This window comes from Paraburkholderia fungorum (assembly GCF_902833645.1).
GTDB classification, from domain to species: domain Bacteria; phylum Pseudomonadota; class Gammaproteobacteria; order Burkholderiales; family Burkholderiaceae; genus Paraburkholderia; species Paraburkholderia fungorum.
The window spans coordinates 74,774-99,754 of sequence record NZ_CADFGE010000001.1; the positions used below are offsets into that span (position 1 = coordinate 74,774).

Here is a 24,981-nt window from a genome sequence, read left to right on the forward strand (position 1 = left end):
AAGGCATTTGGCACGCGCGGCCGCACTTTAGCAACGCCCCGCCAACGCCCGCTGCGCCAGTTGCGCGATATGCATCGCATGTTGGCCCGTCCCCTGCTCGATCTGCTCTCGGCAACTGAAGCCGTTGGTCAGCACGATCGTTTCCGCATTCGCAGCTGCCGCGGCACGCACGGCGGGAAACAGCCGGTCTTCGCCGATCTTCTCCGATAGCGCGTGATGCTTGTCGTTAAAGCCGAACGAGCCCGCCATTCCGCAGCATCCGGTGTCGAGCAACTTCCATTTCACGCCGAGCTTGCCCAGCAGCGCGGCATCGCCTTGCATACCGAACAGCGCCTTCTGATGGCAATGCCCGTGCACGATGACATCCGCGGCAAGCGTCGGCCATTCGAACGGCTGACGCGCGACGAAATCGGAGAACAGGAAAGTTTGCGCCGACAGTTGTTTCGCTAATGCATGACCGGGAAGCTGCTTTAGCAACTCGTCCTTGAACACCGATAAACAACCGGGCTCAAGACCGACCAACGGCACGCCCGCGGCAATATCGTCGCCGAGGTCGTCAAGAATCGTGGTCAGCAACTCACGCGCACGGTCGAGCAAACCGAAGTCATAGAGCGGACGCCCACAACACAAACGCTTCTTCGGCAGCACGACGTGCCAGCCCATTTGCGTCAGCACATCGGCAGCGGCCTGCGCGATCTCGGGCGTGAAGTGGTCATTGAAGGTATCGACCCACAGAATGACTTTCTTGACCCCACGATCAGCACGAACGTCGCCCACGGTCTGGAGCGATCGCCGCGCAATCTGCCGGTAAGTCCGCACGGCAAACTTCGGCAATTCCCGCGCTTGCGCGACCCCGGCAGCCCATTTCCCGAGCGCAGCCAGGCCCGGCGCCGAAGTCATGAAGTTCGTCAGCCTCGGAAACCGTGCCGCCCACGGCGCCCATTCGCCGATCCGCCCCATGAACCACGCCTCGCGCGGCCGACGATTCGTCTCGTAGTAATGCGAAAGAAACTCCGCTTTGTACGAAGCCATATCCGTGTGCGTCGGGCAATCGGATTTGCAGCCCTTGCACGCGAGGCAGGTATCGAGCGCCGCCTTCACTTCGCGGCTTTGCCAGCCGTCGGCGATCACATCGCCTTGCAGCATTTCCCAGAACAGATGCGCGCGGCCACGTGTCGAGAATTGCTCTTCGCGTGTTGCTCGATAGCTCGGGCACATCGTGCCGCCTTCGAGCGAACGGCACTTGCCCATGCCGATGCATCGTTCGATCTCGCGCTGAAAGCCGTCGCCTTGCTGACTGGCGAACGTAAGCTTTGTTTGCAGAGTCACCGGTTTGTACGCGGGACCCATGCGCAGATTTTCGTCGACGCGATATGCATGCACGACCTTGCCCGGATTCAATCGATTGGCCGGATCCCAGATCGCCTTGAACTGCTCCATGGCCTGCATCAGTTCAGGGCCGTACATGATCGGCAGAAACTCGGCCTTGGCCTGACCGTCGCCGTGTTCGCCCGACAGCGAGCCACCGAACTCGACCACCAGTTGTGCCGCTTCGCGCAGAAACTTGCGCCACGTCGCGACGCCTTCCACGCTGCGCAGATCGAAGGTAATGCGTGCGTGCACGCAGCCGTCGCCGAAATGGCCGTACAGACTCGTCTCGTAGCCGTAACGATCCACCAGTGCCTGAAACGCGCGCAGATAGTCGCCGAGACGCAACGGATCGACCGCCGCATCTTCCCAGCCGACCACCGGATCGGGCGTGCCGGCATCCACCGACAAGGCCACCGCCGACGCCCCGGTCTCGCGAATCGACCACACCTTTGCCTGCAATGCGCGATCCTCGACGAGCATCGCCGACACATTCGGTCCCGCTTCGCCCGACGAAAAGTACGCCGCGGCGGTTTGCGCCTGACGTACCGCATCGTCTTGCGTATCGGCGCCAAATTCGAGTACGACCCATGCATCGCCTTCCGGCAGCAACGCAATCTCGTCCTTCTTCAAACCCCGCGCCTGCAGGCCGCGGATGATCGCGCGGTCGAGCCCCTCGATCGCGATTGGCCCGCAGCGCATGAAATGCGGCACGGCATCCGCGGCGGTATAGATATCGGTGAAGCCGACCACGACAATCACGCGTTTCGCCGGACTCTTCACGAGCCGCACTTTCGCCTGCAAGGTCACGGCGCACGTGCCCTCGGTGCCGACTAGCGCACGCGCGACGTTAAAGCCGTTTTCCGGCAGCAGTTGATCGAGATTGAAGCCCGACACGCGCCGCTTGATCTGCGGGAATTTTGCGCGGATCTGATCGGCGTAGGTGTCGCGCAGTTGCTTGAGCGCAGCGTAAATTTCACCCTGGCGACCGCCCGCCTCAATGATGCGGTCGAGTTCGTCGTCCGGCGTCGGGCCGACCCAGAAGCGCGCACCATCGAAAGTCGCGATTTCCAGCGCCTCGACGTTCTCGACCGTCTTGCCGGCCATCACCGAATGCGCGCCGCACGAGTTGTTGGCGATCATGCCGCCTAGCGTGCAGCGGCTGTGCGTTGCGGGATCGGGTGCGAACGTCAGGCCATGCTGTTCCGCGGCGTCGCGCAAGGTATCGCACACCACGCCCGGTTCGACGAGTGCGATCCCCGCGACCGGATCGACCGACACGACGCGGTTCACATACTTGCTTGCGTCGGCCACCACCGCGACGTTCACGCATTGGCCGTTCTGCGACGTGCCGCCGCCGCGCGGCAGGAAAGGCACGTCATGGCGACGGCAGGCAGCCAGCGTTTCCAGCAGATCGTCGACATCCGACGGCACGACCACGGCGAGCGGAACTTGCCGATAGTTCGACGCATCCGACGCATACAGCGCTTTCGAGCCGTGATCGAAGCGCACTTCGCCGCGCACATTGCGACGCAGGTCGGCTTCGAGCGCCTGCATCACAGTGGCAGTGCCCTGAAACGGCGTTGCAACGCGCGGCGCTTTCAACGCGCTGTCAGCTGCGGCACGCAACGAAGCATTCACGCCCGCGCCCTGCTCTTCATCCAATGACGTTCCCACCGCGTCCCTCACGTCTCGTGTCCAACGCCCGCGCCATGATCCAAACTGCGCATCACGCAGCCTGGCTCGCGGTCATCTTGAAGATGCCCTGCGCGTTGCCCGCGTCGAAACGCAGGTCCGTTTCCCAGCGGCGCGCGTCCTGGTCGAAAGTCCGTTTGCGCGTGATGAACTCGTAGAACGAGCCCGGCACCTCGCGCGTCACGATGCTGCCGTCGGCCGCACGGAATTCGCGCCGCACGACATCCGCGCGGTACGCGGTCTGAAACACGCGGCCCGAGCGCGAACGCTCGACTTCCGGCTTCATCGGCCGCCCCTTCGCCTTCTCCTCATCGGACAGCTTGAACACGTCCGCGACGCGATCGGTAGCGTGATTGAAAGCGTTGCCTTCGGTCGCGATCCACGCCATTTCCGCCGACTCGTTCAACAATACTGCGTAATCGGCTTCGCGTGGCATCTCATGCTGACGTGCGAACGCGCCGACGATCACCGGCAGCAGCGCATGGGCCGCCTCCAGCGGCAGCACGCCTTCGCGTTCGAGCTCCCACAACTGGCCGGCCGCTTGCGGCGTCAGCGGATCGCGCGAAGTGCCGATCACGTTCGTCACGGCCTGCTGGAATGCCGTCGAAAATCGCTCGGGATGCAATTCGCTGACGAAGAACTGCGCGATTTCATCGGGCGCGTCGTCATGCGCCCAGGCACGGCCCGTCATACCGAGACGGTCGAGCGGGTAGCGGCCATTGATGCTGAAACCAAGCGGCCGCAGGATGCGTGCGAAAGCCGCCTCGCCAGGCGGCAACGCACCGCTGGCGGCCCAGCGCACGGTGCGCAACGCGCCGTGGTCGAAATAGACGCTGCCGCCGGCGGCAGTCGTTTCCTCGGTGTAGCGGCGGCCATTTGCCGAACGCCCCAGCAAATCCTCAAACAGCGCCATGTTCATCGCCTGCGCCATCTCGGCGCGTGTGACAGTGCCGTCCTCCCATTCATTGAGAATCCGCGGATGATTCAACGTGGCGAACAGCCTCGCGGTTTTCTCGGCGCCGAGCAGTTTCAGCAGCAGTTGTTCGACATTCGCATTCTTGATGTTTCGCATATCGGTTCCGGGCAAGGTGCGGTGAAACGCTTTCGCGTGCCTGAAAACGCTCTGTCGGCACGGCTTCAGGACGCAAACGCGGCATCGTTGGATGCGAGATTATTCAAATCCGCGGCGCTGCCGTAAAGCGAGATAAAATCGCCACTTGATGCGTTTTTGGAATCAATGTGCGAAAGTTCAAGATCCCCAACATGGGCGCGCTGCTCGCTTTCGAAGCCGCCGCGCGGCACGAGAGCTTCACGCATGCGGCACGCGAACTCTTCCTGACCGAAAGCGCGGTGTCCCGGCAGATCAATACACTGGAGAGCAATCTCGGCGTGCGGCTGTTCGTGCGCGTCAAACAGCGCGTGGTCCTGACCAAGGCGGGCAAGGTCTATAGCGCGCAGGTGCGGCGCTCGCTGGAACAACTGGACCGGGACACGCTGTCGATCATTGCGCATGGCAGCGGCGGCGGGTATCTGGAACTGGCGGTGTTGCCCACTTTCGCCTCGCAATGGCTGATTCCGCGACTGGCGGCGTTCAACGCGCAGCATCCGGATGTGCGGGTCAATATGGGCGTGCGCACCGGCACCTTCCCGTTCGCCGAGACGCATTTCGAAGCGGCGATTCACTACGGCAAACCGACATGGCCCGGCACCTCGGCGGAATTTCTGTTCAGTGAAGAAGTTGTGCCGGTCTGTGCGGCGAGCTTGCTGACGCGCCCGGTTGACACGGCGGCCGATCTGCTGGACTACCCGCTGCTGCATTCCACCACCCGGCCGGACGGCTGGGCGTCGTGGTTCGCCGGTCTCGGTGTCGACGATAACCGGACGATGCAAGGGGTGCGCTACGAACTCCACACCATGCTGATCAGTGCCGCCGCGGCCGGTCTCGGCATCGCGCTCGTGCCACGCTTTTTCGTCGATACACAACTCGGGCAGTTGGGACTCGTGATTCCACTCGACGCGCCCGCGGTCGCCGACTCGGCGTATTACCTCGTCTATCCGACCGAGTTGAGCCACGGTAAGCCGCTCACGAACTTTCGCGAGTGGCTGCTGCGCGAAGCGGCCGCATACAGCGCGGGGAATCCTGAACTGGCCGGCAATCCCGATACCGATTGATTTCGCGCTATGCGGCGGGGGCGAATGCTACGCCCCGGCTTGCTCGCGCGCCTGCGCCAAAGCGCTCAAATTGCCCTCGCCAAAACCGTGGTGCCCTTGCCGCTGCACGATCTCAAAGAAAATCTCTCCGGCACCGCGCCGTACAAAAGTCTGAAAGAACAGCAACGGCACGCCGTCGGCGCCGATCTCGCCATCCACCAGAACATGCGTGCGCCTGAGCCGCTCGACATCGAGCCCATGGCCTGGCAGACGCGCATCGAGTTGCTCGTAATAGCGCGGCGGCGGCTCGACGAATTCGACGCCGTTCGCGAGGAGTTGCTCGACGCACGCAAAGATATCGTCGGTGGCGAGCGCGATGTGCTGCACGCCTTCGCCCGGATGATCCGGCAGATATTCGTGCATCAGATTCGTGCGGCGGGTGCCTTCTTCATACAAGGGCACGCGGATCGCGCCGCACGGTGAGACCATGACGCGCGACTCCGCCGCCACATGCCAGTTCGCGTGCAGCTCGTGAATCTCGCGGAAATTGAGCAGGTCGCGATAAAAATCGAGCCACTCCTGCATCCGGCCCTCGCCGACCGTTTGCGTCAGATGATCGACCGCGACGAGGCCGGTGCCCGCGTGATTCAGATCGGCTTCTGCGGTATCGATCTCGATCGGACGGAAGTCGATATCGAAGATCGAGATATCGCCCAGGCCACCGCGCTGGCCGCCACGGCCGCGCCAACGGTCGACGAAATAGATGTGCGAATCGCCGATGCCCTGGATCGCCGGGATCAACAGCTCGCCCGTGCCGATCCGTTCACCTTCGAACGCCCATGCGCCGAGTTCGATCGCGCGGTCGAAGGCGCGCTGCGCATTGGCCACGCGAATGCCGATTGCGCAGATGCCTGCGCCGTACTCCTCGGCGTAACGCTCGGCAAATGAATCCGGCTCGGCGTTGATCAGGAAATGCATCTCGCCCTGGCGATACAGCGTGACGTCCTTGCTGATATGGCGCGCAATCGCCTTGAAGCCGAGTTTCGTGAAGGTCTCGCCGAGTGCTTTCGGCTCGCGCGAAGCGAACTCCACGAATTCGAGGCCGGCGGTGCCGAGCGGATTGTGCTCAGGCGCCGACACGGCGCGTAGCGCGGCGTCTGGGGTGGGCAAGTCGCTGGGCATGGCAATCTCCTTGTACGGTTTTTCGTACAGCGTTCCGGGTATTTGTGATGTTTCTGTGCTCTGGTGCAAGCTGCCGTCTACACGCAGTGTGACACCGCTTGCGCGGTGTGCCGCATCGATTCAGCGTACGGCGGCTTTTGCACCGTGTTTGTACACCGGGTAGCAGGGCGTTCGCAACCGTCATTTTGTACCAGATGGTTCACACGCGGCGATTTGGGCCGCAGCGTGACGCTGACGTGCATCCTCCGCGTTTCTCGCGGCCCCTGCGCGGTATGCGTCAGATCTTTGGCGTCTCGCCGCGGCCACGCCCGGACCCGGACTTGGACTTGGACCTCGACGCGCGTTTGGCTCCAGGTTCGCCGACGGCGGCGGCCGCCATACGCTGCTGCGCGACGTTGCGCACGGCATCGATAAGCGCCCGGCCCACCGGCGAAGGCTGCGTATCCGAGCGCCGGATCAAGCCCACGGGCTCGCCAGTGCCCGCGAACGGCAACGGCAAACGCACCAGCATCCCGTGCCCTAGTTCATATTCGACCGCGCTCAGCGGCACGAACCACACCGCGTCGTTCTCCAGCGTCAAAGCGCGCCCGGTGGACACCGACAGTACTTCGACAAACCCCGACAACGGCGGCACGCCCCACGCGCTCAAAAGGCTCTCAGCAGATTGCCGGATCAAGGTGCCGAACGGCGGCAGCACCACTGGAAAATCCTCCAGCGACGTGGCCGGCAAACCTGCCACGAGCGCCAACGGATGCCCGGCGCGCACCACGGCAATCAACGGCTCGCTGAAAAGCTGCTCGAAACTGAGCCCGACCATTCTTTCCGGGTCCGCCAGGCGCCCGATGGCGAATTCGATCGTGCCGGCCTTCAGGCGTTCGAGTAACTCGGGGTTGGCGCCGGTGGCGAGACGCACGATCACACGGGGCCAAAGCGCGGCGAATCGCTTCAACGCCGGTGGTATCAGCGCGGCCGCCACGGTCGGCAAAATGCCGATTTCCACCGTGGCGGCGGCCGCGCCTTCCGCTCGTGCCAATAAATCGACGCCCTGCCGCAACGCACTGACACACGCGCTCGCATGCGGCATGAAAAGCTGCCCCTCGCGCGTCGGCACGGCGCCGTGGCGGCCGCGCTCGAACAGCTTCACGCCGAGAATCGCTTCGAGTTCGGCCACCGTCTTGGAGACCGCGGGCTGCGTAATGGACAGGCTCGCAGCGGCCCGCTGCACGCCGCCGAACTGCGCGACGGCCAGAAAGCACTGGAGATGACGGAATTTGACGCGGCTATCCGCGAGGCTGCGTTGCATAACGAGAGGTTATACGAAAAGGGCGAAAACGTCATTTTGCATAACCGCACAGGTTGGATAAAGTCGCTCCATACGCTGTATCCCACAATTCCCCGAAGGAGACACTGATGGACGAGTCCTTTCTCACCAAGCGCGACTTCGCGTCCCACCCCGCCTACGTTTATCCCGGCTACGGTTCGTCGGTCAAACGCGGCCCGACGCGTCCGCTGATTCCGCTCAAAGAAAAGCTGCGCGACCAGCGCGTGCCGGTCTACGGCACCGAAGACCTCGGCGCGCTCGATCACGACCTGACGCGCAACGCGGTGCGTAATGGCGAACCGCTTGGCGAGCGCATCATCGTGACGGGCCGCGTGCTCGACGAAGGCGGCCGGCCGGTGCGCAATACGCTGGTTGAAATCTGGCAGGCCAATGCGGCCGGCCGTTATGTGCACAAGAACGATCAGCACGACGCGCCGCTCGATCCGAACTTCCTCGGCGCCGGCCGCTGCATTACCGACAAGGAAGGCCGCTACCGCTTTCTGACGATCAAACCGGGCGCTTACCCCTGGGGCAATCACCCGAACGCGTGGCGTCCGAACCATATTCACTTCTCGCTGTTCGGCGACTATTTCGGCTCACGCCTCGTCACGCAGATGTATTTCCCCGGCGACCCGCTGCTGGCTTTCGACCCGATTTTCCAGGGCACGCCCGAGCACGCCCGCGAGCGCCTGATTGCAAACTTCTCGCTCGATACGACGCAAGAGGCCTATGCGCTCGGTTACGACTTCGACATCGTGCTGCGCGGCCGCAACGAAACTCCGATGGAGCGCTAGGCCATGACAACTCTCAAGCAAACGCCTTCGCAAACGGTTGGACCGTACTTCGCCTACGGTCTGTGCCCGCAGCAATACGATTTCGATTTCAAGAGCCTGTTCACGCCAGTTCTGGCCGACCGCGAAGCGGCCGGCGAACACATCACGCTAATCGGCCAGGTATTCGATGGCGACGGCCAGGTGATCGGCGATGCAATGCTGGAAATCTCACAGGTGGACGCGCAAGGCCACTACCCGGAATCACGCGAGGAAACGCTGAAAACGGGCTTCCGTGGTTTTGCCCGCGTCGGCACGGGTACCAATCCGCAGAAACGCTTTGTCGTCGAAACGGTGAAACCCGGCCGCGCAAGCCCGGACGAAGCGCCGCATCTGAACGTGGTTGTGACAATGCGCGGCATGCTGCTGCACACCTTCACTCGTATCTATTTCGAAGACGAAGCCGAGGCTAACGAACGGGATGCCGTGCTGGCGGCAGTTCCGGCGGACCGACGCGGCACATTGATCGCGCGGCGCGAACCGAATGCCGCCAACGTGTACCGGTTCGACATCCATATGCAGGGTGACAAGGAAACGGTGTTTTTCGACCTGTGATGTGAATTTTCTATACTTTCATATAGCTTTCACATACACTGAGGATGATCCGTCTAGCGACTGGATCGCGAAACTCCGAGTAGTTAAGCCCGCCCCGCGCGGGCTTTTTTTTGCGCTCAGCAGCGGAAATGGTCGATGTTCTGTCCGGCGTAGATCGCGCGCGCGAGCCAGTCCGGTTTATCGCCATGACCATCCCAAGTATTACCGAAGGCGTCGCGATACATCACCGCGCGGACTGCCGCTTTGTCGGCCTCAATCGCTTCGGCAAGCGCTTCCATTGTTATGCCGTATTCGTCCATGCGGCGGCGGATCCACACGATCAGGCGCTCACGCGCATTCCCGTCGAGGTCGAACAGCCGTTGTTCTTCTCGCTCTTTCATAACGTACCGGTTTCGCGGCTGATAGTGCGCGCGTTCGAAAAACAAAAGACTTCGCTAAACAACGCGAAGCCTGTGCGTAAATCAGATGGGTTGGGTGCAAAGCGAACTCACGACGCCTCTCCCGATGCGTGACAATTCGCATCTGGAATCATGCCCAATAAATGCTGGATTTAGAGAAACTCATTGGCAAGCGGCTCGAATCGCGCCCGGTCGGCCTTGGTGTTCCAAGGCTGCTTTAGCGTATGGGAAGTGATTCTAGCATCCAATTTCCGCTGCTTGCAGTATCTGATTGCTTGCCTGCAACACGCGGTTTTTTTGTGATTTCCGTGTGATTTCCGATTACGCCCAGCACAGGCTTGTGCGAATTCCTACGAGTTCTATTCACACCGGCCAAAGAGCAAAATCCCACTCTCCCATGCTATGTTTCGTTGATCCAACGGCCTCACATTGCCGTCTCTCAGGAGATATACAGAAATGCCCGCCTCGACCGCCATCGCCACAATCCTCGCCGCGCTGCTGCTCGGCGCCATGAGCCCTGGACCGAGCTTTGTCATCGTTGCCCGCAATGCAATCGGTCTCTCGCGCAGCGACGGCCTCGCGACAGCAGCGGGCATGGGCATCGGCGGCGTGTTCTTCAGCGCGATCGCGTTGCTCGGTCTGTACACCTTGCTCGCGACCGTAGAGTGGCTATATGTCGGCTTGAAAGTGGCCGGCGGCCTTTATCTGATCTACCTTGCGTCGAAGATCTGGCGCGGCGCCGCCAAACCGCTCGCATTCGATACCGCGCAAGGCGCCAACACCAATGCGCGCAAATCATTCTGGATTGGTTTGAGCACACAACTCAGCAATCCGAAAACGGCGGTCTATTACGGCAGTATCTTCGCGGCCCTGCTTCCGCAACATCCGCCGCTGTGGTGCTACTTCGCGTTGCCCCCCGCGATCTTCGCCATTGAGGCCGGCTGGTACACCGTGGTCGCGCTGTGCTTCTCGAGCAAGCGGCCGCGCGAAATGTATTTGCAGTGGAAAGCCTGGATCGATCGCGTCGCCGCGAGCGCGGTCGCCGCACTGGGATTACGCCTGATCCTGACAGCGCACAAAGTGGGTATCTGAAACGGAAAGGCTGCTCGAATGGCTTGCCGTGTCCGTACGACCTGGCAAGCCGGTAACGGGGCCGCATCGTCCCAAGCCGTACACAGGCAAGCCACATTCATAACAAAACAGTTACAAGATAAGTGTTGACGCCGGGCATGCCCGGCGGTTACTGTGGCGTCCGAAGTTCAAGAAGTTCGATTGCTGTTCATCAATGTCTCGCTCCTCAGCGGTATTCGTTGTCCTCTCCCTCCTTGATGCTTCACGCGCTCCTCAACAGAGCAAATTTTTCTATTTTTACTCAAGGATTCCTCATGGATACCGGTACCGTTAAGTGGTTCAACGACAGCAAAGGCTTTGGCTTCATCACCCCGGACAAGGGCGGCGACGACCTGTTCGCGCACTTCTCCGAAATCAGCGGCGACGGCTTCAAGACGCTGGCTGAGAATCAGAAGGTGAGCTTCGAAACGAAGCAAGGCCCGAAGGGTCTGCAAGCGGCTAACATCAAGCCGCTGTAAGTTTGAAGGGCTCGGTGTCCGGCAACGGACATCGGGCTGCAGCGACATCCTCGCGGAGATTTGTCTCCCACAGTTGGCGCGATCGCTTTTAGCTGCATGTGTGTCGAGCAGCTAGCCTAAGCGCCAAACGCCTCGTTGCACCTCATTCTCCCCTCTGGCTTCAACGCCCTTTTTAGCTTTCCGACTGCGTTTGGATTCGGCTCGCAATGGCTCGAATCGGCTCGTCCGCGTGACCCGTACCACGGCTCGCACGGCAGGCGCGCACTCGAACATTATTAAAATATAAAATGCAAAACAAACATATTCATCATTACAACGGCTATGCCGTCAAACCCTCGGCGCATCGTTTGCCCGACGGTAGCTTTTCATCCAACCTGTTGCTCGAACGCGCTGACAGCGCACGTACCGAAGGGCGCTACCAGTTCTACTCGCTCGATTACTTCCCGAACGAAGAACAGGCACTGCAGCACTCCGCACGCTGGGCACGCCGCTGGGTCGACACGCGCGGTTAAGCGCTTGTCGAACCCGATGCACGCGGGACCCCGCGCTTGCATCGTTCCACAACACTTAGCGCGCCATTCGGCGCGCTAGACCAGACTAGCGTGCGCGATCTATCCGGTTTGTTCCGCCTTGATCCGCGCGCGCAGTTCGAACTTCTGAATTTTTCCCGTCGACGTCTTCGGCAATTCGCCGAAGCGCACCGCTTTGGGCAACTTGTATCCCGCAAGAAAAAGCCGGCAGTGCGCAATGATCTCCTCCGCGCTCACCTGAGCACCCTCCTTGAGCTCGACGAAGGCGCACGGCACTTCGCCCCACTTCGGATCGGCCATCGCCACCACGGCGGCAACGGAGACCGCGGGATGACGGTACAGCGTGTCTTCGACCTCGATGCTCGAGATGTTCTCGCCGCCGGAAATGATGATGTCCTTGCTGCGATCGCGGATGCGGATATAGCCGTCAGGCATCCGCACGCCGAGATCCCCGGTGTGAAACCAGCCGCCGCGGAAGGCCGCTTCCGTGGCGCGCTCGTTCTTCAGATATCCCTTCATGCAGATGTTGCCGCGGAACATGATCTCACCGAGCGTTTCGCCGTCGTCGGGCACGGGCGCGAGCGTATCCGGATCGAGCACCGTGACGGCTGCCTGCAAGTGATAGCGCACGCCTTGCCGCGCGTTCATTTCGGCACGCGCGTTGTCGTCGAGCGTTTCCCATTCCTCCTGTTTCGCACAGACTGCGGCCGGGCCGTAGGTCTCGGTAAGTCCGTACACGTGGGTCAGATCGAAACCGATTTCCTTCATCTTGGCAATCACCGCCGGCGCGGGGGCCGCGCCCGCCACCATCGTCGATACGCGATGCGCGATGCCTTCACGCCATTCGGCGGGCGCATTCGCAAGCGCGCTTTGCACGATCGGCGCGCCGCAATAATGCGTGATGCCTTCGCGGCGAATCAGTTCGAACACCGTTTTTGCGTCGAATTTGCGTAGACAGACGTTGACGCCGGCACGCGCGGCGACGGTCCACGGAAAACACCAGCCGTTGCAGTGAAAGAGCGGTAAGGTCCATAGATAAACCGCATGCTTGGGCATATCCCATTCGAGGATATTGCTGAGCGCGTTCAGATAAGCACCGCGATGGTGGTAGACCACGCCCTTCGGGTCGCCGGTCGTGCCCGAAGTGTAGTTAAGCGCGATCGCGTCCCATTCGTCAGCGGGCAGGGTCCATGCGAACTCCGGGTCGCCGCTTTGCAGGAACGCTTCATAGTCGGTTGCGCGGATGAACTTGTCCGCGTCGGCGGGCATCGCATCGGCCACGCTGATCACACGCAACTCCGGAAACTCCAGCGCCGCGCGGTGCGCGAATTCGCTGTACTCCGTATCGACGATCAGCGCCTTCGCCTCGCCATGGCGCAGCATGAACAATAGCGACGACACGTCGAGCCGCGTATTCAGCGTATTGAGCACGGCCCCGGCCATCGGCACGCCGAAATGCGCTTCTATCATCGGAGGAATATTCGGCAGCAAAGCGGCAACCGTGTCGCCGCGTTCGATACCGGCCTGCCGCAACGCGCTGGCGAGGCGCCGCGTACGCTGGTAAGTTTCGCGCCAGTTTCGGCGAATCTCCCCATGGACGACTGCCGGGCGCTCACCGTAGACTTCCGCTGCGCGCACGATGAAATCGATGGGCGTGAGCGGGACATAATTGGCCTCGCGCCGCTGGAGGCCGTCTTCAAACATCTGCATCATCGCTTTGTCTCCTGAGGCGCTGGCCGCGCCGTCAATTTTTCTGCTTGATGGACTAGCGAACTAGCCTAACAACTGTCATGGTGAACTGTCTGTCATTCAAATGACAGAGTGGCGCGCCCTGGCTCTACCCAACCGGTTTCACCCGCTTACGCCCCGCTAGCCGCCCATGGATGACGCCCCGTTCCCCGCTCTCGCAGACGTGCCCTCGCATCGGCCTGAACGGGTCCCGCGCGCCGACCTGCCGCAATTATTCGGCACCTGCGCCTGGTTCCGGGCGCTCGCCGCCGAGCATCAGGCCATGGTTCTTGCCAGCGCCTACGCGGAGCGCCTCGAGGGAGGCGCCTGGATCGCGCGCCGTCAGGAGCCGTCGGACTACTGGATCGGGGTCTATTCCGGCCTCATCAAACTCGCCATCTACAACGCCTCGGGACGCAGTTGCACGCTCTCCGGCGTGCCGCCCGGCGGCTGGTTCGGCGAAGGCAGCGTGATCAAGCGCGAATTGCGCAAGTACGACGTGGCCACCATCCAGGCGTCGCTCGTGATGTTCGTGCCGTCGGAGACGTTCCATGCACTGCTGGAATCGAGCCTGCCGTTTACCGGCTTCGTGATCCGGCAGTTGAATAACCGCATGGGCGAATTCATCGCGACGATCCAGAATAGCCGTCTACTCGACGTCGATGCACGTGTCGCCCAGTCGCTCGCACAACTGTTCAATCCCGATCTCTATCCCGACACCGGGCGCACGCTGGCCATTTCACAGGAAGAGCTCGGCCTGCTGGCCGGCGTATCGCGGCAACGGATCAACCAGGCACTGCAAAACCTCGAAAAGCTGCAGATTGTGCGCCTCTCGTACAACCAGATCGACGTGCTTGATCTTGAGCGCCTGGGGGCGTTTGGTCAGGAACAGATCTAGGTCCGGACACGCGCGAGCGCCGGCCCTTGATTTCCTCGCATTTTCCGCGGGTTTGACTTCACTTTCCCCGCTTTTCCCCGGTGTTTCCCCGCTTTTCATCGGCCGCATCAGAGCGGACGCTCGCGTTCCATGGCGCAATTTCGGATCCCGCAATAAAGAATCCGTAGCAATGGCCGTTATGCCGACTATGCAACGCAGATTGCAGACTCTCCCTATTCCGAGTTCAACGTGTGGTCAAAGCCGATAATGAACCGTCTGACACTGAAACAGAAATTATGGGTGCCGATACTGCTTTGCTGGGCGGCGCTCCTGATCGTTACCGTCGTGAACGCGCTCGATGCGCGCAACGCCCAGATGGATGCACGGCGTGCGGACCTCGCCGACGTCACGGACATGGCGGTATCGATCGTCGCTGACTACGCGAAGCTCGCCGACGCGGGCAAGCTCCCGGTCGAAGAAGCCAAACAGCAGGCCATCGCCCGCATCAATGCACAGCGTTATGGCACCTCGGGTTACGTGACGATCGTGCGCAGCGATTCGGTCATGGTCGCTCATCCCATGAGCCCAAAGCTGAATGGCAAGGATATGAGCGGCTTTCGCGACGCCAAAGGCAACGCGCTGTACCACGACATCGCGCAGGCAGGCGGCTCGCCGGGCGGCGCAGGCTATCTGCGCTACTGGTGGCCGAAACCCGGTGAAACGGCGCCGAGCGAAAAGATCGGCTATGTGAAGCGTTTCACCCCGTGGAACTGGGATTTTATCGCCGGCGCCTATATGGACGACATCCAGGCGCAGTTCTACGCCACGCTCGCGCGGTCGGCCGGCATGCTGGTGTTGCTCGGCGTGGTGGTGTCGTTCGTGGCGTCGCGCGTGGTGCGCAACGTGTCGCGTTCGATCGGCGGAGAACCTTCCATGGCGGCAGCGCTTGCCATGCAGATCGCACGCGGCGATCTCGCCACGCACATCGACCTGCGCCATGACGATGCGTCGAGCCTGCTGTTCTCGCTGCGCGAGATGCGCAATCAACTGGCTGCCACCATCGCGCGGATCAAGACCTCCGCCGAGACGATCACGGTCGCCTCGAAGGAAATCGCCGCGGGCAATCTGGATCTGTCGAGCCGCACCGAAGAACAGGCGGCTTCGTTACAGCAAACCGCCGCAAGCATGGACGAGCTCACCAAGACCGTCACGCAGAACGCCGACAATGCAGCAACCGCGTCGGAACTCGCGACGGATGCATCGAATATCGCCGCGCGCGGCGGCCAGGTCGTCAACGACGTGGTCGAGAAAATGGCCGGCATCACCGATAGCTCGCGCAAGATCGGCGAGATCATCAGCGTGATCGAAGGCATCGCGTTCCAGACCAACATCCTGGCGCTAAACGCCGCGGTGGAAGCGGCGCGCGCCGGCGAAGAAGGCCGTGGCTTCGCGGTCGTCGCGGGCGAAGTGCGCAATCTCGCCCAGCGCAGCGCCACCGCGGCCAAGGAGATCAAGGTGCTGATTCACCAGTCCGTCGCGCAGGTCGGAGAGGGTTCGACGCTGGCAGGTAAGGCCGGCAGCACGATCGGTGAAGTCGTCGACGCCGTGCGCCGCGTCACCGCGATCATGAATGAGATTTCGGCGGCCTCGAAAGCGCAAAGCTCGGGTATCGGTGAAGTCAATCTCGCGATCCGTCAGATGGACGACGTCACGCAGCGCAATGCCGCGCTAGTCGAGCAAGCGGCGGCCGCGGCGGGTTCGCTCGATGAGCAGACCGAACGTCTGCGAAATGCGGTTGCTGTGTTCAAGGTCGAACAGCAGGCGTGATTGAGCGGCTTGCGATGTAGTCGCACGGCATAGCTCGTCAATGCTGCCGATAAAAAAGCCGTTACCCACCAGGCGGATAACGGCTTTTTCTATTTTGCAGACGGTACCCGCGTAGACACTGCTACGCAGCGCGCGGGTCGCTCCGGCGCGTGACCGGGCGCGCCAGCATCGCATCATCGTCGAATAGCGCAAACGCGATGTTCGACAGCACACCTGAATTCTTCCAGCGCAGATAGTAGCGATGCGCGGTCTGATACGGCGCATATCGGTCGGGCATCGCGTGCCACGGCTTGCCCGTGCGCAACACCCACAGCACGCTATTCACCACGCAACGGATGTCGATGCTGGGACGGCCACGCCGAGGCCCGAGGTCTTTCATTTCAGGCAGGAGCGGCACGATGCGATGCCATTGCTCGTCGGTGAGATCCTGAACGGCCGGTGAGCGGGCCGGCAGGTTTGAAGGGGGAGTATCCATGCAGTAAGAACGCGCACCCGCAGCGCAAATGCCAGCGCCGCCGCGAAAATGGTGTCTATTAATTGATCATTTTTCAGACTACCCCAAGCACTCCCTCAAGAAAGTCAATTATTGTCAGGCTCGTGTGTGCAATTGTCAGAAATCGCAATACGCCGATCGCTCTGGTTGAATACGCGCCAGGTCCGCGCACGATTTCCCAGGTACCGCGCGGTACGGCAAGATCCAGCAGGACGCGCCACGGCATCCGGCTTCGCGCCGGGCGCCGACCATGCATGCAAATGGCGCGCCCATAAAAAAAGGTGCCGCGAACGGCACCTTTTTTACAACAACCAGCTTCTGCTGAAGCTTAGAAGCGGTGACGCAGACCGACCGTAGCAGCCGTCTGGTTCTTCGAGGACGAAGGCAGTTGCGTGTTGTCGCCGCTGTAGATCGAAGCGACACCGCCGTCGCCCATTGCGTGTTGGTACACGGCTTGAGCGTAGACGTCCGTACGACGCGACAGCGAGTAGTCAGCTTGCAGGCCGATCTGGTGGTAGCGCACCGATGCCGAACCGCCGTCTGCAGTAACGCCGTAGCCCTTGCCGTCCGTGAACGTGTAAGCAACGCCCAGGCCCAGAGCCGGGGTCAGGTTGTACTTGCCGTTCACTTCGTAGTTGTTAGCGCGCAGCGATTGTTGCGCGCCAGCGACGTTGTCGATACGCGACTGCGTCCATGCAGCACCGACCGTTGCCGGGCCGAACGAGTACGAAGCAGCTGCGCCGAATTCGCGCTGACGGAAGTTGCCGGTCAGGCCCAGGATCGAACCGTCCGAAGCACCGCCGTTGCTTGCCGTGCCTGCTGCGTTCGTTGCACCCGGGTTGTTCTGCTGTGCGTAAGCAGCGCCCAAACGCAGGCCTTGCCACTGGTATGCAGCGCCAACGCTGTATTCGCGGTTGTTTGCGAATGCGCCAGCCTGGTTCGAGAAGCCGTACGTGCCGCCGAACGTGAAGCCTGCGTAGTTAGCGCTCGAGTACTTGATCGAGTTGTTAACTGCGTAGCCGCCGTTCGTGCTCAGGTTGTCGTTGTTGAACGGGTGAGCGAAGTACGTACCGCCCCAGCTGCCCGTTGCGGTCAGCGGTGCCAGGTAGTCTTGTGCTGCGTCGTATTGACGACCCAGCGTGACCGTACCGAATTGCGCGCTCGACAGACCGACAAACGCTTGACGGTTGAACATGCCGTTGTTGTTAGCGAACTTGCCGTTGTTGATGTTGAAGCCGCTTTCCAACGTGAAGATTGCCTTCAGACCGCCGCCCAGATCTTCCGAACCACGCAGACCGAACATGCTTTGGTTGATGCCGCCGCTGCCTGCTGCCCACTTTGCGTTGCCGTGGCCGACGCCATTGGCGGGCGCGACGTTGCTGGTGTACGTCAGACCTGCGTCCAGCAGACCATACAGGGTCACGCTGCTTTGTGCGTGAGCGACGGATGCGAACGATGCGGCAACCGCAACAACGATGAGACTCTTTTTCATGCGTGGGACTCCAGTTCGATAAATTTACGCGGGGAGCGGAACCAGCCTCAGCAGCGCATACATCAGTCGCTGCCACCCTGTTGGCTGAACCGTTTCGGATCAGCCGGGCACCCTTTAAACGAAGCGTGAGTGTAGGGGGAGACCCTAGTAGGGACGCCCGCAATTTACGCAACAGGATTTTTCAGAATCAGCAACAATCGAATCGAGGCGGGCACTAAGTCTTTATTTTTCATACGTTTATCGCAAAATACGAGCTGCGCCGCGCCTGCTCTGGACAGAATTTGTTCGCAACATATCAATATTAAAGTTGTGTGTATGCAACAGCGTTTAATATGCCCGACGTAATCGGGTCGGACCGTTGCAAAAGCGAAAGATGGCTGATTGCCTGAAAATCAGGCATTTGCAACAGGTTCAATTCCGCTCGATATAAATTTATTTTAGAAAAGCGGGAACTTAATTGATTTAATACGGTCGCCGATTTAGCAACCCAGAATACGCTTGGGAACGGCCGTCGAATAGCCGTGATTAAGCCGGGCCTAAGGCGAGCTGCAAAAAAGGCGATCGTCCCGGGCTTGACGAAGTGGGCTGCAAAGCGGGCGACAAAGAGGCGGCAAGCGCGCCGAGGTAAAGCCTTCAGCACGGGCGTTGCCCGGAGGTGAGTTGCGGCGCCGACCGCCGCGTGACAGAGGCCCGTGCTGAAAGCGGACGGCATATATCGAACAGCCTTCCGTATTCAATTAACGGCGTCGCGGGGACTATTTTTTACACGGAGTTTCCCTAATCCCCGGAACTCTCCTTCACAACCCGGGTGAGTCGTAACGAGTCCGGGCAAACCCGACACTTACGTAAAACGCAAACGCGCTCACAGCACCTCGGCAATCCGTCCTGCGACCGACTGGGGATGAGCGGCAAGATGGAATCCTAATTAATTTCTTTCGTGTCAGCAGCAGCGAAAGCCGAAGTAGGCAGAGCGCGCCAAAAGAAAAAGCCACTCATGAAGAGTGGCTTTCAGGTATTTGGTGGGCCTCCCGTGAGTCGAACACGGCACCAACGGATTATGCTTACCAGCTACGGTTTTCACCGCCCCTTTCGGGTTTGTGGTCTGGACTGTCTCTTGTCTTTACGACCTGCCCGTTCAGTCTCTACACGTTCTCTACAAGAGAGCTTCGCTCGGGATTTCCACGCTGCCAAGGCAACAGAGGGTTCCCCGAATTTGAGCAGTTCTACCAGGGGGCAGAGCTAACTTACCCCAAGGCAACCCATTCATGACTCACCATGCCGTGCTGCCCGGTTTAGGTGAGCCTTTGCTAAGTCCGCTGCTCTAACCAAGCATGAGCTAGAGGCCCTGAGAACCGACGATTTTACTGTATCCGACGACTACCAGACGCAACCAAAGAAAAAGACCCGGTCATGAAGGCCGGGCCCATTCCGATTGGCCGACATACTACACGAAAAAGGGGCTTCCGTGACCGCTTCGCTCTTGCGAAACAACCCGGAAGCCCCTGAATTTCCTACCTCCCGCCAACTTCGATCAATTCCCTTCGAGGAACGACTTCAGCTTGTCCGAGCGGCTCGGGTGACGCAATTTGCGCAGGGCCTTCGCCTCGATCTGACGGATCCGTTCACGCGTCACGTCGAACTGCTTACCGACTTCTTCGAGTGTGTGATCGGTGCTCATCTCAATACCGAAACGCATGCGCAACACCTTGGCTTCACGCGGCGTCAGCGAGTCGAGCACGTCCTTCACGACATCGCGCATGCTGGCATGCAACGCGGCGTCGGCCGGTGCGACCGTGTTCGTATCTTCGATGAAGTCGCCCAGATGCGAATCGTCGTCGTCACCGATCGGCGTTTCCATGGAGATCGGTTCCTTCGCGATCTTCATGATCTTGCGGATCTTGTCTTCCGGCATTTCCATCTTTTCAGCCAGCGTTGCCGGATCCGGCTCGAGACCGGTTTCCTGCAAGATCTGACGCGAGATGCGGTTCATCTTGTTGATCGTTTCGATCATGTGAACCGGAATCCGGATCGTGCGCGCCTGGTCAGCGATCGAACGCGTAATGGCCTGACGGATCCACCACGTTGCATACGTGGAGAACTTGTAGCCGCGACGATATTCGAACTTGTCCACCGCCTTCATCAGGCCAATGTTGCCTTCCTGAATCAGGTCGAGGAACTGCAAACCACGGTTCGTGTACTTCTTCGCGATCGAGATCACGAGACGCAAGTTCGCCTCGGTCATTTCGCGCTTCGCCTGACGCGCCTTAAGCTCACCCGCCGCCATCTGACGGTTGGTTTCCTTCAGGTCCTTCAGCGGCAGCACGACACGCGCCTGCAAATCGAGCAGACGTTGCTGCTGTTCGCGAATGGCCGGAATGTTACGCGTAAGGATCGCGCTATACGCGTGACCTTCGCCGACGATCTTGTCGGCCCATTCGAGATCCGTTTCGCTGCCCGGGAAACGCGCGATGAATTCCGCACGCGGCATGCCGCACTTGTCGACCACCGTATGCAGAATCTGACGCTCGACCTGACGCACTTCATCTACCTGCGCGCGCAAGGTGTCGCACAGACGCTCGACGGTGCGCGCGGTAAAGCGGATCGTCATCAGTTCGTTCTGGATCGTTTCCTGAGCCTTCAGATACGACTTGGACTTGTAGCCTTCCTTCTCGAACGCGCGACGCATCTTGTCGAACCATTCGCTGATGAGAGCGAACTTCTCGAGGGACGCACGCTTGAGCGCTTCCATTTGCGCCGCGTTGGCGGTGGCTTGCGCCGCGCCGTCGTCTTCTTCCTCGTCGTCCGACTCTTCTTCCTCTTCTTCCTCGTCTTCGTTCTCGATCGCTTCCGCTTCCTGCACCGAGAAGCCGTCAGCATCTTCCGCGTTGGCGTCGATCAGGCCGTCGACCAGTTCGTCGATGCGGATTTCCTCATTCGCGACGCGCTCAGCCATCGCCAGAATGTCGGCGATGGTGGTCGGGCACGCGGAGATCGCCATCACCATGTGCTTGAGACCGTCTTCGATCCGCTTGGCGATTTCAATTTCGCCTTCGCGCGTGAGCAGCTCGACCGTACCCATCTCGCGCATGTACATGCGGACCGGGTCCGTTGTACGGCCGAATTCGGAGTCGACCGTGGAGAGCGCGACTTCCGCTTCCTCTTCCACTTCGTCGTCTGACGAAGCGGCGGGCGCGTTGTCGTTCAACAGCAGCGTTTCAGCATCCGGCGCCTGCTCGTACACGGCCACGCCCATGTCGTTGAACGTGCTGATGATGCCTTCGATCGCCTCGGTCTCGGTGAAGTTGTCCGGCAGGTGGTCGTTGATTTCCGCGTACGTGAGGAAGCCGCGCTCCTTGCCGAGCTTGATCAGCGCGCGCAGTTTGGAGCGGCGCTCTTCGAGTTCCTCGACGGTGCCCGGCTGCGATGACGCGAACGCGTCTTTCAGCAGTGCTTTTTCCTTTGCGCGACGATCGCGAGCCTTGACCTTCTCCACCTTGCCGGGAACGGCCGCAGGAGTTTCTTCGCTTTGGGTTGCGTCGTCATCGACGGGTGTTTCGTTCAGCTTTTTCGTCATGGAGTTCGTCGTACCGGCTGTAGTCTCGACTCGCGGCTGTTGGACAACAGCCGGTTGAACCGTGGATACTGGAATTTCGCGCTCTACCGCATCGTCCTGCGCGGCAGGCGCTTCCCTTGCGCTTCTGACACCCGGCCGTTTTGCGGCCGGTAGTGGTACAGCTTTCGCCGCCCTGACCGGTTCCGCGCGCGCAGCGGAACTGGTCGAGGATTTCTTCCCGGCAGCAGGTGTGACGCTTGCGGCAGACGTTTTTTTAGGGGAAGAAGCTAACTTGGCCTCAGTGACCTTTCTGGTCGACTCGTTCGAGCCCGTGCCTGTTGCTTTTTTTCCGCCTGGTGTCTTTGCCATCGCAATCGCCTTTTCGCCTTTGCCAGGAAAACCATTGAAAAAACAAACCGCTAGAAACCTTTTATTATACCACCCGGCCTTCTGCCACCTCGCTTACAGCCCCAGCTGGCGCTTCATCTCAGCCCGTTTCTGATTCAACCCCGTCAGCTCCGCAAACTCCTCCGGCGTGTGCCGGGATTGCCGCGAAAGCTGCTCGAGGCGATCGCAGTAAGCGTCGTACCGCATCTTCAGAATCGCCGCTTTCAGTTCCTCTCCGACGATCCGTTCCTGCTCGCGCCGTTCCTCGATGACGGTCGCATCCTCCGGGTCCTTCAGCAGCAAATCCCGGACGTTTTCATCATAGTCTAGAATTTTGCGAAAGATTTCCTCGAAAGTTGGGGCATTTGCGCCGTTTCGCAATAGGTCGGACAGCAACTGAAACTCCGCCGAATCGCCCAGTGCGCGGGCATGCGTCGTCACCTCTTCGAACAGTTCGCCATGCCGCGTGACGCTCAGGAGCGCCTGCTCGGCCTCCTCGTCGAGTACCGCGACCGTGCGCGGATACATCACCAGATTGCGCAGCGTCTTTTCTTCGATCCCGGTCACACTGCGCCGGTCTTTGCGGGCCGGCGCCGATCGGGCGGCCGCCGCGATCCGGGCGTCGACCTCGCATAAGGCGGCTACTTCCTCGAACGGCACGTCCAGCCGGTCGGCGAACATATGCATAATCTGCGCGCGCAGCGCATTCGCCGGCAGTTGCTGGAGCAACGGTTTCGCGTCGAACAGCGCGCGGGCGCGGCCTTCCGGCTGGTCCAGCTCCTTGCCGGTCAGCACTTCGTTCAGCATGAACTGCGACAGCGGCATGGCGCGCTCGACCTGCTCGGCGAACGCTGCGGTGCCGAATTCGCGCACATAGCTGTCCGGATCGTGCTCGGACGGCAAAAACAGGAACCGGATGGTCCGGTTGTCCGCCGCGTGCGGCAGGCAGGCATCCAACGCCCGGCGCGCGGCGCGGCGCCCGGCCGAATCGCCGTCGAAACTGAAAATGACCGTGTCGGTCTGGCGCATCAGTTTCTGCACATGAATCGGCGTGCAAGCCGTGCCGAGCGTGGCTACCGCGTTCTGGAACCCCAATTGGGCCAGCGCGACCACGTCCATATAGCCTTCGACCACCAGCACGTAACCCTGTTCACGAATCGCCAGACGTGCCTCGAACAGCCCATACAACTCGCTGCCTTTGTTAAATAGAGGCGTTTCGGGCGAATTCAAATACTTCGGCTCGCCGCCGTCCAGCACGCGCCCGCCAAAGCCGATTACCTGCCCTTTCACGTTGCGTATCGGGAACATGATCCGCTCGCGAAAGCGGTCATACCGGCGGTTCTGGCCTTGTGCATCCGACTTTTCGCTGACGATTACAAGACCCGATTCGACCAGTGAATCGTCCCGATAGTTGGGGAACGCGGGTTCGAGGTTCTGCCAGCCGTCCGGTGCATAGCCGAGGCCGAAGCGGGCGGCGATTTCGCCGGTCAGGCCACGTTTCTTCAGATACTGGATCGCGTTCGGCGCGCTGCGCAACTGCTTGCGGTAGAAGTCGCAGGCGGTCTGCATGACATCGGACAGCGCCGTGGTGACGGCCTTGGATGCGCCGGGCGCATACCCGCCGGAACCGCCAGCGCCCCCACCGCCATAGCCCGGCGACGGTTCGTTCGGCACGGTCAAGCCGACCGATTGCGCGAGTTCGTTGACCGCCTCCGGGAAGGTGGAACCGACGTGCTCCATCAGGAAACCGATCGCCGTACCATGCGCGCCGCAACCGAAGCAGTGATAGAACTGCTTAGTCGGACTAACCGTAAACGAGGGGCTTTTCTCGTTGTGAAACGGACATAGCCCCATGAAGTTCGCGCCGCCCTTTTTCAACTGCACGTACCGGCCGACCACGTCGACAATATCGACGCGGTTAAGCAGGTCCTGCAGGAATGACGGTGGAATCACAGTGAATGACGCTACCTAAAAAGCTCAAGGCTGCGCGTGCCGTCGAACAACGGCGCGTGCAGACCGGAAATACAGGAATTACTTCGCGAGTGCGGCTTTGACTTGCGCCGAGACAGCGGTCATGTCGGCGCGGCCGGCCAGCTTCGGCTTGAGCACGCCCATCACCTTGCCCATGTCCTGCGGGCCGGCAGCGCCGGTTTGCGCGACCGCGGCCTGAACTTCGGCAACGATCTCCGCTTCGGACATCTGCGCCGGCATATAGGCGGACAGGATGGCCAGTTCGGCCTTTTCCTTGTCGGCGAGATCCGTGCGGCCGGCGGCTTCGAACTGGCTGATCGAGTCTTTGCGCTGCTTGATCATCTTGTCGATGACGGCGGTGATCGCCGCGTCGTCAAGGGTGACGCGTTCGTCGACTTCGCGCTGCTTGACCGCCGCGAGCAGCAAGCGGATCGTGCCGAGACGCTCGGTCTCGCGCGCCCGCATGGCAGCTTTCATATCGTCGTTGATCTGGTCCTTGAGACTCATCACTCACCTGAATGCGTTGAAAATTTAAAAACCGGCCGGCTAGCCCCAACCTGCCCCGCATCGACACGCCGTATCCAACACAAACGCCCGCTTGGGACAGCTTCCTCAAGCGGGTTGGCGCGATTTTGCGTAGTGGATGCGACCCTGCCGGCTGGCCCGAAGGGCCGTGTTTTCCGCGACGGCACCTGCTGTGCCGCCACCGTTGGATGTCGCCGCTCCGTTCGACAGGAACCGCGGCAACGCCAGAATCAGTAGAACTTCTTTGGCAGCATCTGGCCCCGCAGACGCTTGAAATGACGCTTAACCGCAGCCGCCTTCTTGCGCTTGCGCTCGGCCGTAGGCTTTTCGTAAAACTCACGGGCGCGAAGTTCCGTTAGCAACCCGTTTTTTTCCATCGTGCGCTTGAAGCGGCGCATGGCAACTTCAAAGGGCTCGTTGTCTTTTACGCGGATGGTCGTCATTTTTCAATAACGGAACTTTGTAAAGGTTCAGGAGTATAGCAGAGCTTTCTCACAAAGCTAATGCGC

General features: G+C 60.7%; 20 protein-coding genes. 8 read left to right on the forward strand and 12 right to left on the reverse strand.

The window, feature by feature from the left end:
• Nucleotides 1-27 precede the first annotated feature (27 nt).
• Nucleotides 28-3,045 (reverse strand): FAD-binding and (Fe-S)-binding domain-containing protein, encoded by a 3,018-nt coding sequence (locus tag HWX91_RS00325; RefSeq protein WP_028196191.1) that lies wholly within the window; start codon nucleotides 3,043-3,045, stop codon nucleotides 28-30.
• 52 nt (nucleotides 3,046-3,097) lie between these two features.
• Nucleotides 3,098-4,135: a DUF1338 domain-containing protein gene (locus HWX91_RS00330; protein WP_042274781.1), complete on the reverse strand. Its 1,038-nt coding sequence runs from the start codon at nucleotides 4,133-4,135 to the stop codon at nucleotides 3,098-3,100.
• Nucleotides 4,136-4,302: 167 nt separating this feature from the next.
• Here HWX91_RS00330 and HWX91_RS00335 point away from each other — a divergent pair, with 167 nt between their 5' ends.
• Nucleotides 4,303-5,235, forward strand: coding sequence for a LysR substrate-binding domain-containing protein (locus HWX91_RS00335; RefSeq protein WP_028196189.1), 933 nt, complete (start codon nucleotides 4,303-4,305; stop codon nucleotides 5,233-5,235).
• A 27-nt stretch (nucleotides 5,236-5,262) separates the two neighbouring features.
• On the opposite strand, the gene HWX91_RS00340 is transcribed toward HWX91_RS00335, so the two are convergent.
• The gene (locus HWX91_RS00340) at nucleotides 5,263-6,396 is read right to left on the reverse strand and encodes a 4-hydroxyphenylpyruvate dioxygenase family protein (protein WP_028196188.1); all 1,134 of its coding nucleotides are present in this window, start codon (nucleotides 6,394-6,396) and stop codon (nucleotides 5,263-5,265) included.
• A gap of 277 nt (nucleotides 6,397-6,673) precedes the next feature.
• Nucleotides 6,674-7,699 carry a pca operon transcription factor PcaQ gene (gene pcaQ / locus HWX91_RS00345; protein WP_042274777.1) on the reverse strand — a complete coding sequence of 342 codons (1,026 nt, stop codon included), beginning with the start codon at nucleotides 7,697-7,699 and terminating at the stop codon, nucleotides 6,674-6,676.
• A gap of 107 nt (nucleotides 7,700-7,806) precedes the next feature.
• On the opposite strand from pcaQ, the gene pcaH reads away from it, so the two are divergent.
• Together pcaH and pcaG are read left to right on the forward strand one after the other, a co-directional pair.
• Entirely contained in the window at nucleotides 7,807-8,511 is a 705-nt protein-coding gene (gene pcaH / locus HWX91_RS00350) for a protocatechuate 3,4-dioxygenase subunit beta (RefSeq protein ID WP_028196187.1), read from the forward strand.
• A 3-nt stretch (nucleotides 8,512-8,514) separates the two neighbouring features.
• Nucleotides 8,515-9,102, forward strand: coding sequence for a protocatechuate 3,4-dioxygenase subunit alpha (pcaG, locus tag HWX91_RS00355; RefSeq protein WP_028196186.1), 588 nt, complete (start codon nucleotides 8,515-8,517; stop codon nucleotides 9,100-9,102).
• 116 nt (nucleotides 9,103-9,218) lie between these two features.
• Here the strand turns inward: pcaG and HWX91_RS00360 are convergent, their stop codons facing one another.
• Nucleotides 9,219-9,482 carry an H-NS family nucleoid-associated regulatory protein gene (locus tag HWX91_RS00360; protein ID WP_025495855.1) on the reverse strand — a complete coding sequence of 88 codons (264 nt, stop codon included), beginning with the start codon at nucleotides 9,480-9,482 and terminating at the stop codon, nucleotides 9,219-9,221.
• 474 nt (nucleotides 9,483-9,956) lie between these two features.
• Here HWX91_RS00360 and HWX91_RS00365 point away from each other — a divergent pair, with 474 nt between their 5' ends.
• The 3 genes from HWX91_RS00365 (at nucleotide 9,957) to HWX91_RS00375 (ending at nucleotide 11,601) form a co-directional block, all read left to right on the forward strand.
• Complete coding sequence (locus HWX91_RS00365; protein ID WP_025495856.1) at nucleotides 9,957-10,592, forward strand: LysE family translocator; 636 nt, start codon at nucleotides 9,957-9,959, stop codon at nucleotides 10,590-10,592.
• A gap of 293 nt (nucleotides 10,593-10,885) precedes the next feature.
• Nucleotides 10,886-11,089 (forward strand): cold-shock protein, encoded by a 204-nt coding sequence (locus HWX91_RS00370; protein WP_012428559.1) that lies wholly within the window; start codon nucleotides 10,886-10,888, stop codon nucleotides 11,087-11,089.
• A 287-nt stretch (nucleotides 11,090-11,376) separates the two neighbouring features.
• Complete coding sequence (locus tag HWX91_RS00375) at nucleotides 11,377-11,601, forward strand: hypothetical protein (protein WP_025495857.1); 225 nt, start codon at nucleotides 11,377-11,379, stop codon at nucleotides 11,599-11,601.
• 99 nt (nucleotides 11,602-11,700) lie between these two features.
• On the opposite strand, the gene HWX91_RS00380 is transcribed toward HWX91_RS00375, so the two are convergent.
• A complete protein-coding gene (locus HWX91_RS00380; protein ID WP_028196185.1) occupies nucleotides 11,701-13,332 on the reverse strand; it encodes an acyl-CoA synthetase in 1,632 nt (543 codons plus the stop codon).
• 166 nt (nucleotides 13,333-13,498) lie between these two features.
• Here HWX91_RS00380 and HWX91_RS00385 point away from each other — a divergent pair, with 166 nt between their 5' ends.
• Both HWX91_RS00385 and HWX91_RS00390 read left to right on the forward strand, forming a co-directional pair.
• On the forward strand, nucleotides 13,499-14,245 hold the full coding sequence (locus HWX91_RS00385; protein ID WP_028196184.1) for a Crp/Fnr family transcriptional regulator: 747 nt from the start codon (nucleotides 13,499-13,501) through the stop codon (nucleotides 14,243-14,245).
• Nucleotides 14,246-14,491: 246 nt separating this feature from the next.
• On the forward strand, nucleotides 14,492-16,051 hold the full coding sequence (locus HWX91_RS00390) for a methyl-accepting chemotaxis protein (RefSeq protein ID WP_028196183.1): 1,560 nt from the start codon (nucleotides 14,492-14,494) through the stop codon (nucleotides 16,049-16,051).
• 121 nt (nucleotides 16,052-16,172) lie between these two features.
• Here HWX91_RS00390 and HWX91_RS00395 read toward each other — a convergent pair whose 3' ends face one another.
• The 6 genes from HWX91_RS00395 to rpsU form a co-directional block, all read right to left on the reverse strand.
• The gene (locus tag HWX91_RS00395; RefSeq protein WP_025495861.1) at nucleotides 16,173-16,526 is read right to left on the reverse strand and encodes a transposase; all 354 of its coding nucleotides are present in this window, start codon (nucleotides 16,524-16,526) and stop codon (nucleotides 16,173-16,175) included.
• A gap of 346 nt (nucleotides 16,527-16,872) precedes the next feature.
• Nucleotides 16,873-18,036, reverse strand: a complete 1,164-nt coding sequence (locus HWX91_RS00400; RefSeq protein WP_025495862.1) for a porin — start codon at nucleotides 18,034-18,036, stop codon at nucleotides 16,873-16,875.
• Nucleotides 18,037-19,567: 1,531 nt separating this feature from the next.
• Entirely contained in the window at nucleotides 19,568-21,958 is a 2,391-nt protein-coding gene (gene rpoD, locus HWX91_RS00405) for an RNA polymerase sigma factor RpoD (protein ID WP_081833035.1), read from the reverse strand.
• Between the two features lie 93 nt (nucleotides 21,959-22,051).
• On the reverse strand, nucleotides 22,052-23,929 hold the full coding sequence (gene dnaG / locus HWX91_RS00410) for a DNA primase (RefSeq protein WP_028196182.1): 1,878 nt from the start codon (nucleotides 23,927-23,929) through the stop codon (nucleotides 22,052-22,054).
• A 78-nt stretch (nucleotides 23,930-24,007) separates the two neighbouring features.
• Nucleotides 24,008-24,454, reverse strand: a complete 447-nt coding sequence (locus tag HWX91_RS00415; protein ID WP_028196181.1) for a GatB/YqeY domain-containing protein — start codon at nucleotides 24,452-24,454, stop codon at nucleotides 24,008-24,010.
• A 248-nt stretch (nucleotides 24,455-24,702) separates the two neighbouring features.
• Nucleotides 24,703-24,915, reverse strand: a complete 213-nt coding sequence (rpsU, locus tag HWX91_RS00420) for a 30S ribosomal protein S21 (protein WP_028196180.1) — start codon at nucleotides 24,913-24,915, stop codon at nucleotides 24,703-24,705.
• Nucleotides 24,916-24,981: the final 66 nt, after the last annotated feature.

Bases quoted from the DNA above. Each gene is read 5' to 3' on its own strand.
- HWX91_RS00330 (WP_042274781.1), bottom strand. From the start codon at position 4,135: ATGCGAAACATCAAGAATGCGAATGTCGAACAACTGCTGCTGAAACTG.
- HWX91_RS00340 (WP_028196188.1), bottom strand. From the start codon at position 6,396: ATGCCCAGCGACTTGCCCACCCCAGACGCCGCGCTACGCGCCGTGTCG.
- pcaQ (WP_042274777.1), bottom strand. From the start codon at position 7,699: ATGCAACGCAGCCTCGCGGATAGCCGCGTCAAATTCCGTCATCTCCAG.
- pcaH (WP_028196187.1), top strand. From the start codon at position 7,807: ATGGACGAGTCCTTTCTCACCAAGCGCGACTTCGCGTCCCACCCCGCC.
- pcaG (WP_028196186.1), top strand. From the start codon at position 8,515: ATGACAACTCTCAAGCAAACGCCTTCGCAAACGGTTGGACCGTACTTC.
- HWX91_RS00360 (WP_025495855.1), bottom strand. From the start codon at position 9,482: ATGAAAGAGCGAGAAGAACAACGGCTGTTCGACCTCGACGGGAATGCG.
- HWX91_RS00365 (WP_025495856.1), top strand. From the start codon at position 9,957: ATGCCCGCCTCGACCGCCATCGCCACAATCCTCGCCGCGCTGCTGCTC.
- HWX91_RS00370 (WP_012428559.1), top strand. From the start codon at position 10,886: ATGGATACCGGTACCGTTAAGTGGTTCAACGACAGCAAAGGCTTTGGC.
- HWX91_RS00375 (WP_025495857.1), top strand. From the start codon at position 11,377: ATGCAAAACAAACATATTCATCATTACAACGGCTATGCCGTCAAACCC.
- HWX91_RS00380 (WP_028196185.1), bottom strand. From the start codon at position 13,332: ATGATGCAGATGTTTGAAGACGGCCTCCAGCGGCGCGAGGCCAATTAT.
- HWX91_RS00385 (WP_028196184.1), top strand. From the start codon at position 13,499: ATGGATGACGCCCCGTTCCCCGCTCTCGCAGACGTGCCCTCGCATCGG.
- HWX91_RS00390 (WP_028196183.1), top strand. From the start codon at position 14,492: ATGAACCGTCTGACACTGAAACAGAAATTATGGGTGCCGATACTGCTT.
- HWX91_RS00395 (WP_025495861.1), bottom strand. From the start codon at position 16,526: ATGGATACTCCCCCTTCAAACCTGCCGGCCCGCTCACCGGCCGTTCAG.
- HWX91_RS00400 (WP_025495862.1), bottom strand. From the start codon at position 18,036: ATGAAAAAGAGTCTCATCGTTGTTGCGGTTGCCGCATCGTTCGCATCC.
- rpoD (WP_081833035.1), bottom strand. From the start codon at position 21,958: ATGGCAAAGACACCAGGCGGAAAAAAAGCAACAGGCACGGGCTCGAAC.
- HWX91_RS00415 (WP_028196181.1), bottom strand. From the start codon at position 24,454: ATGAGTCTCAAGGACCAGATCAACGACGATATGAAAGCTGCCATGCGG.
- rpsU (WP_028196180.1), bottom strand. From the start codon at position 24,915: ATGACGACCATCCGCGTAAAAGACAACGAGCCCTTTGAAGTTGCCATG.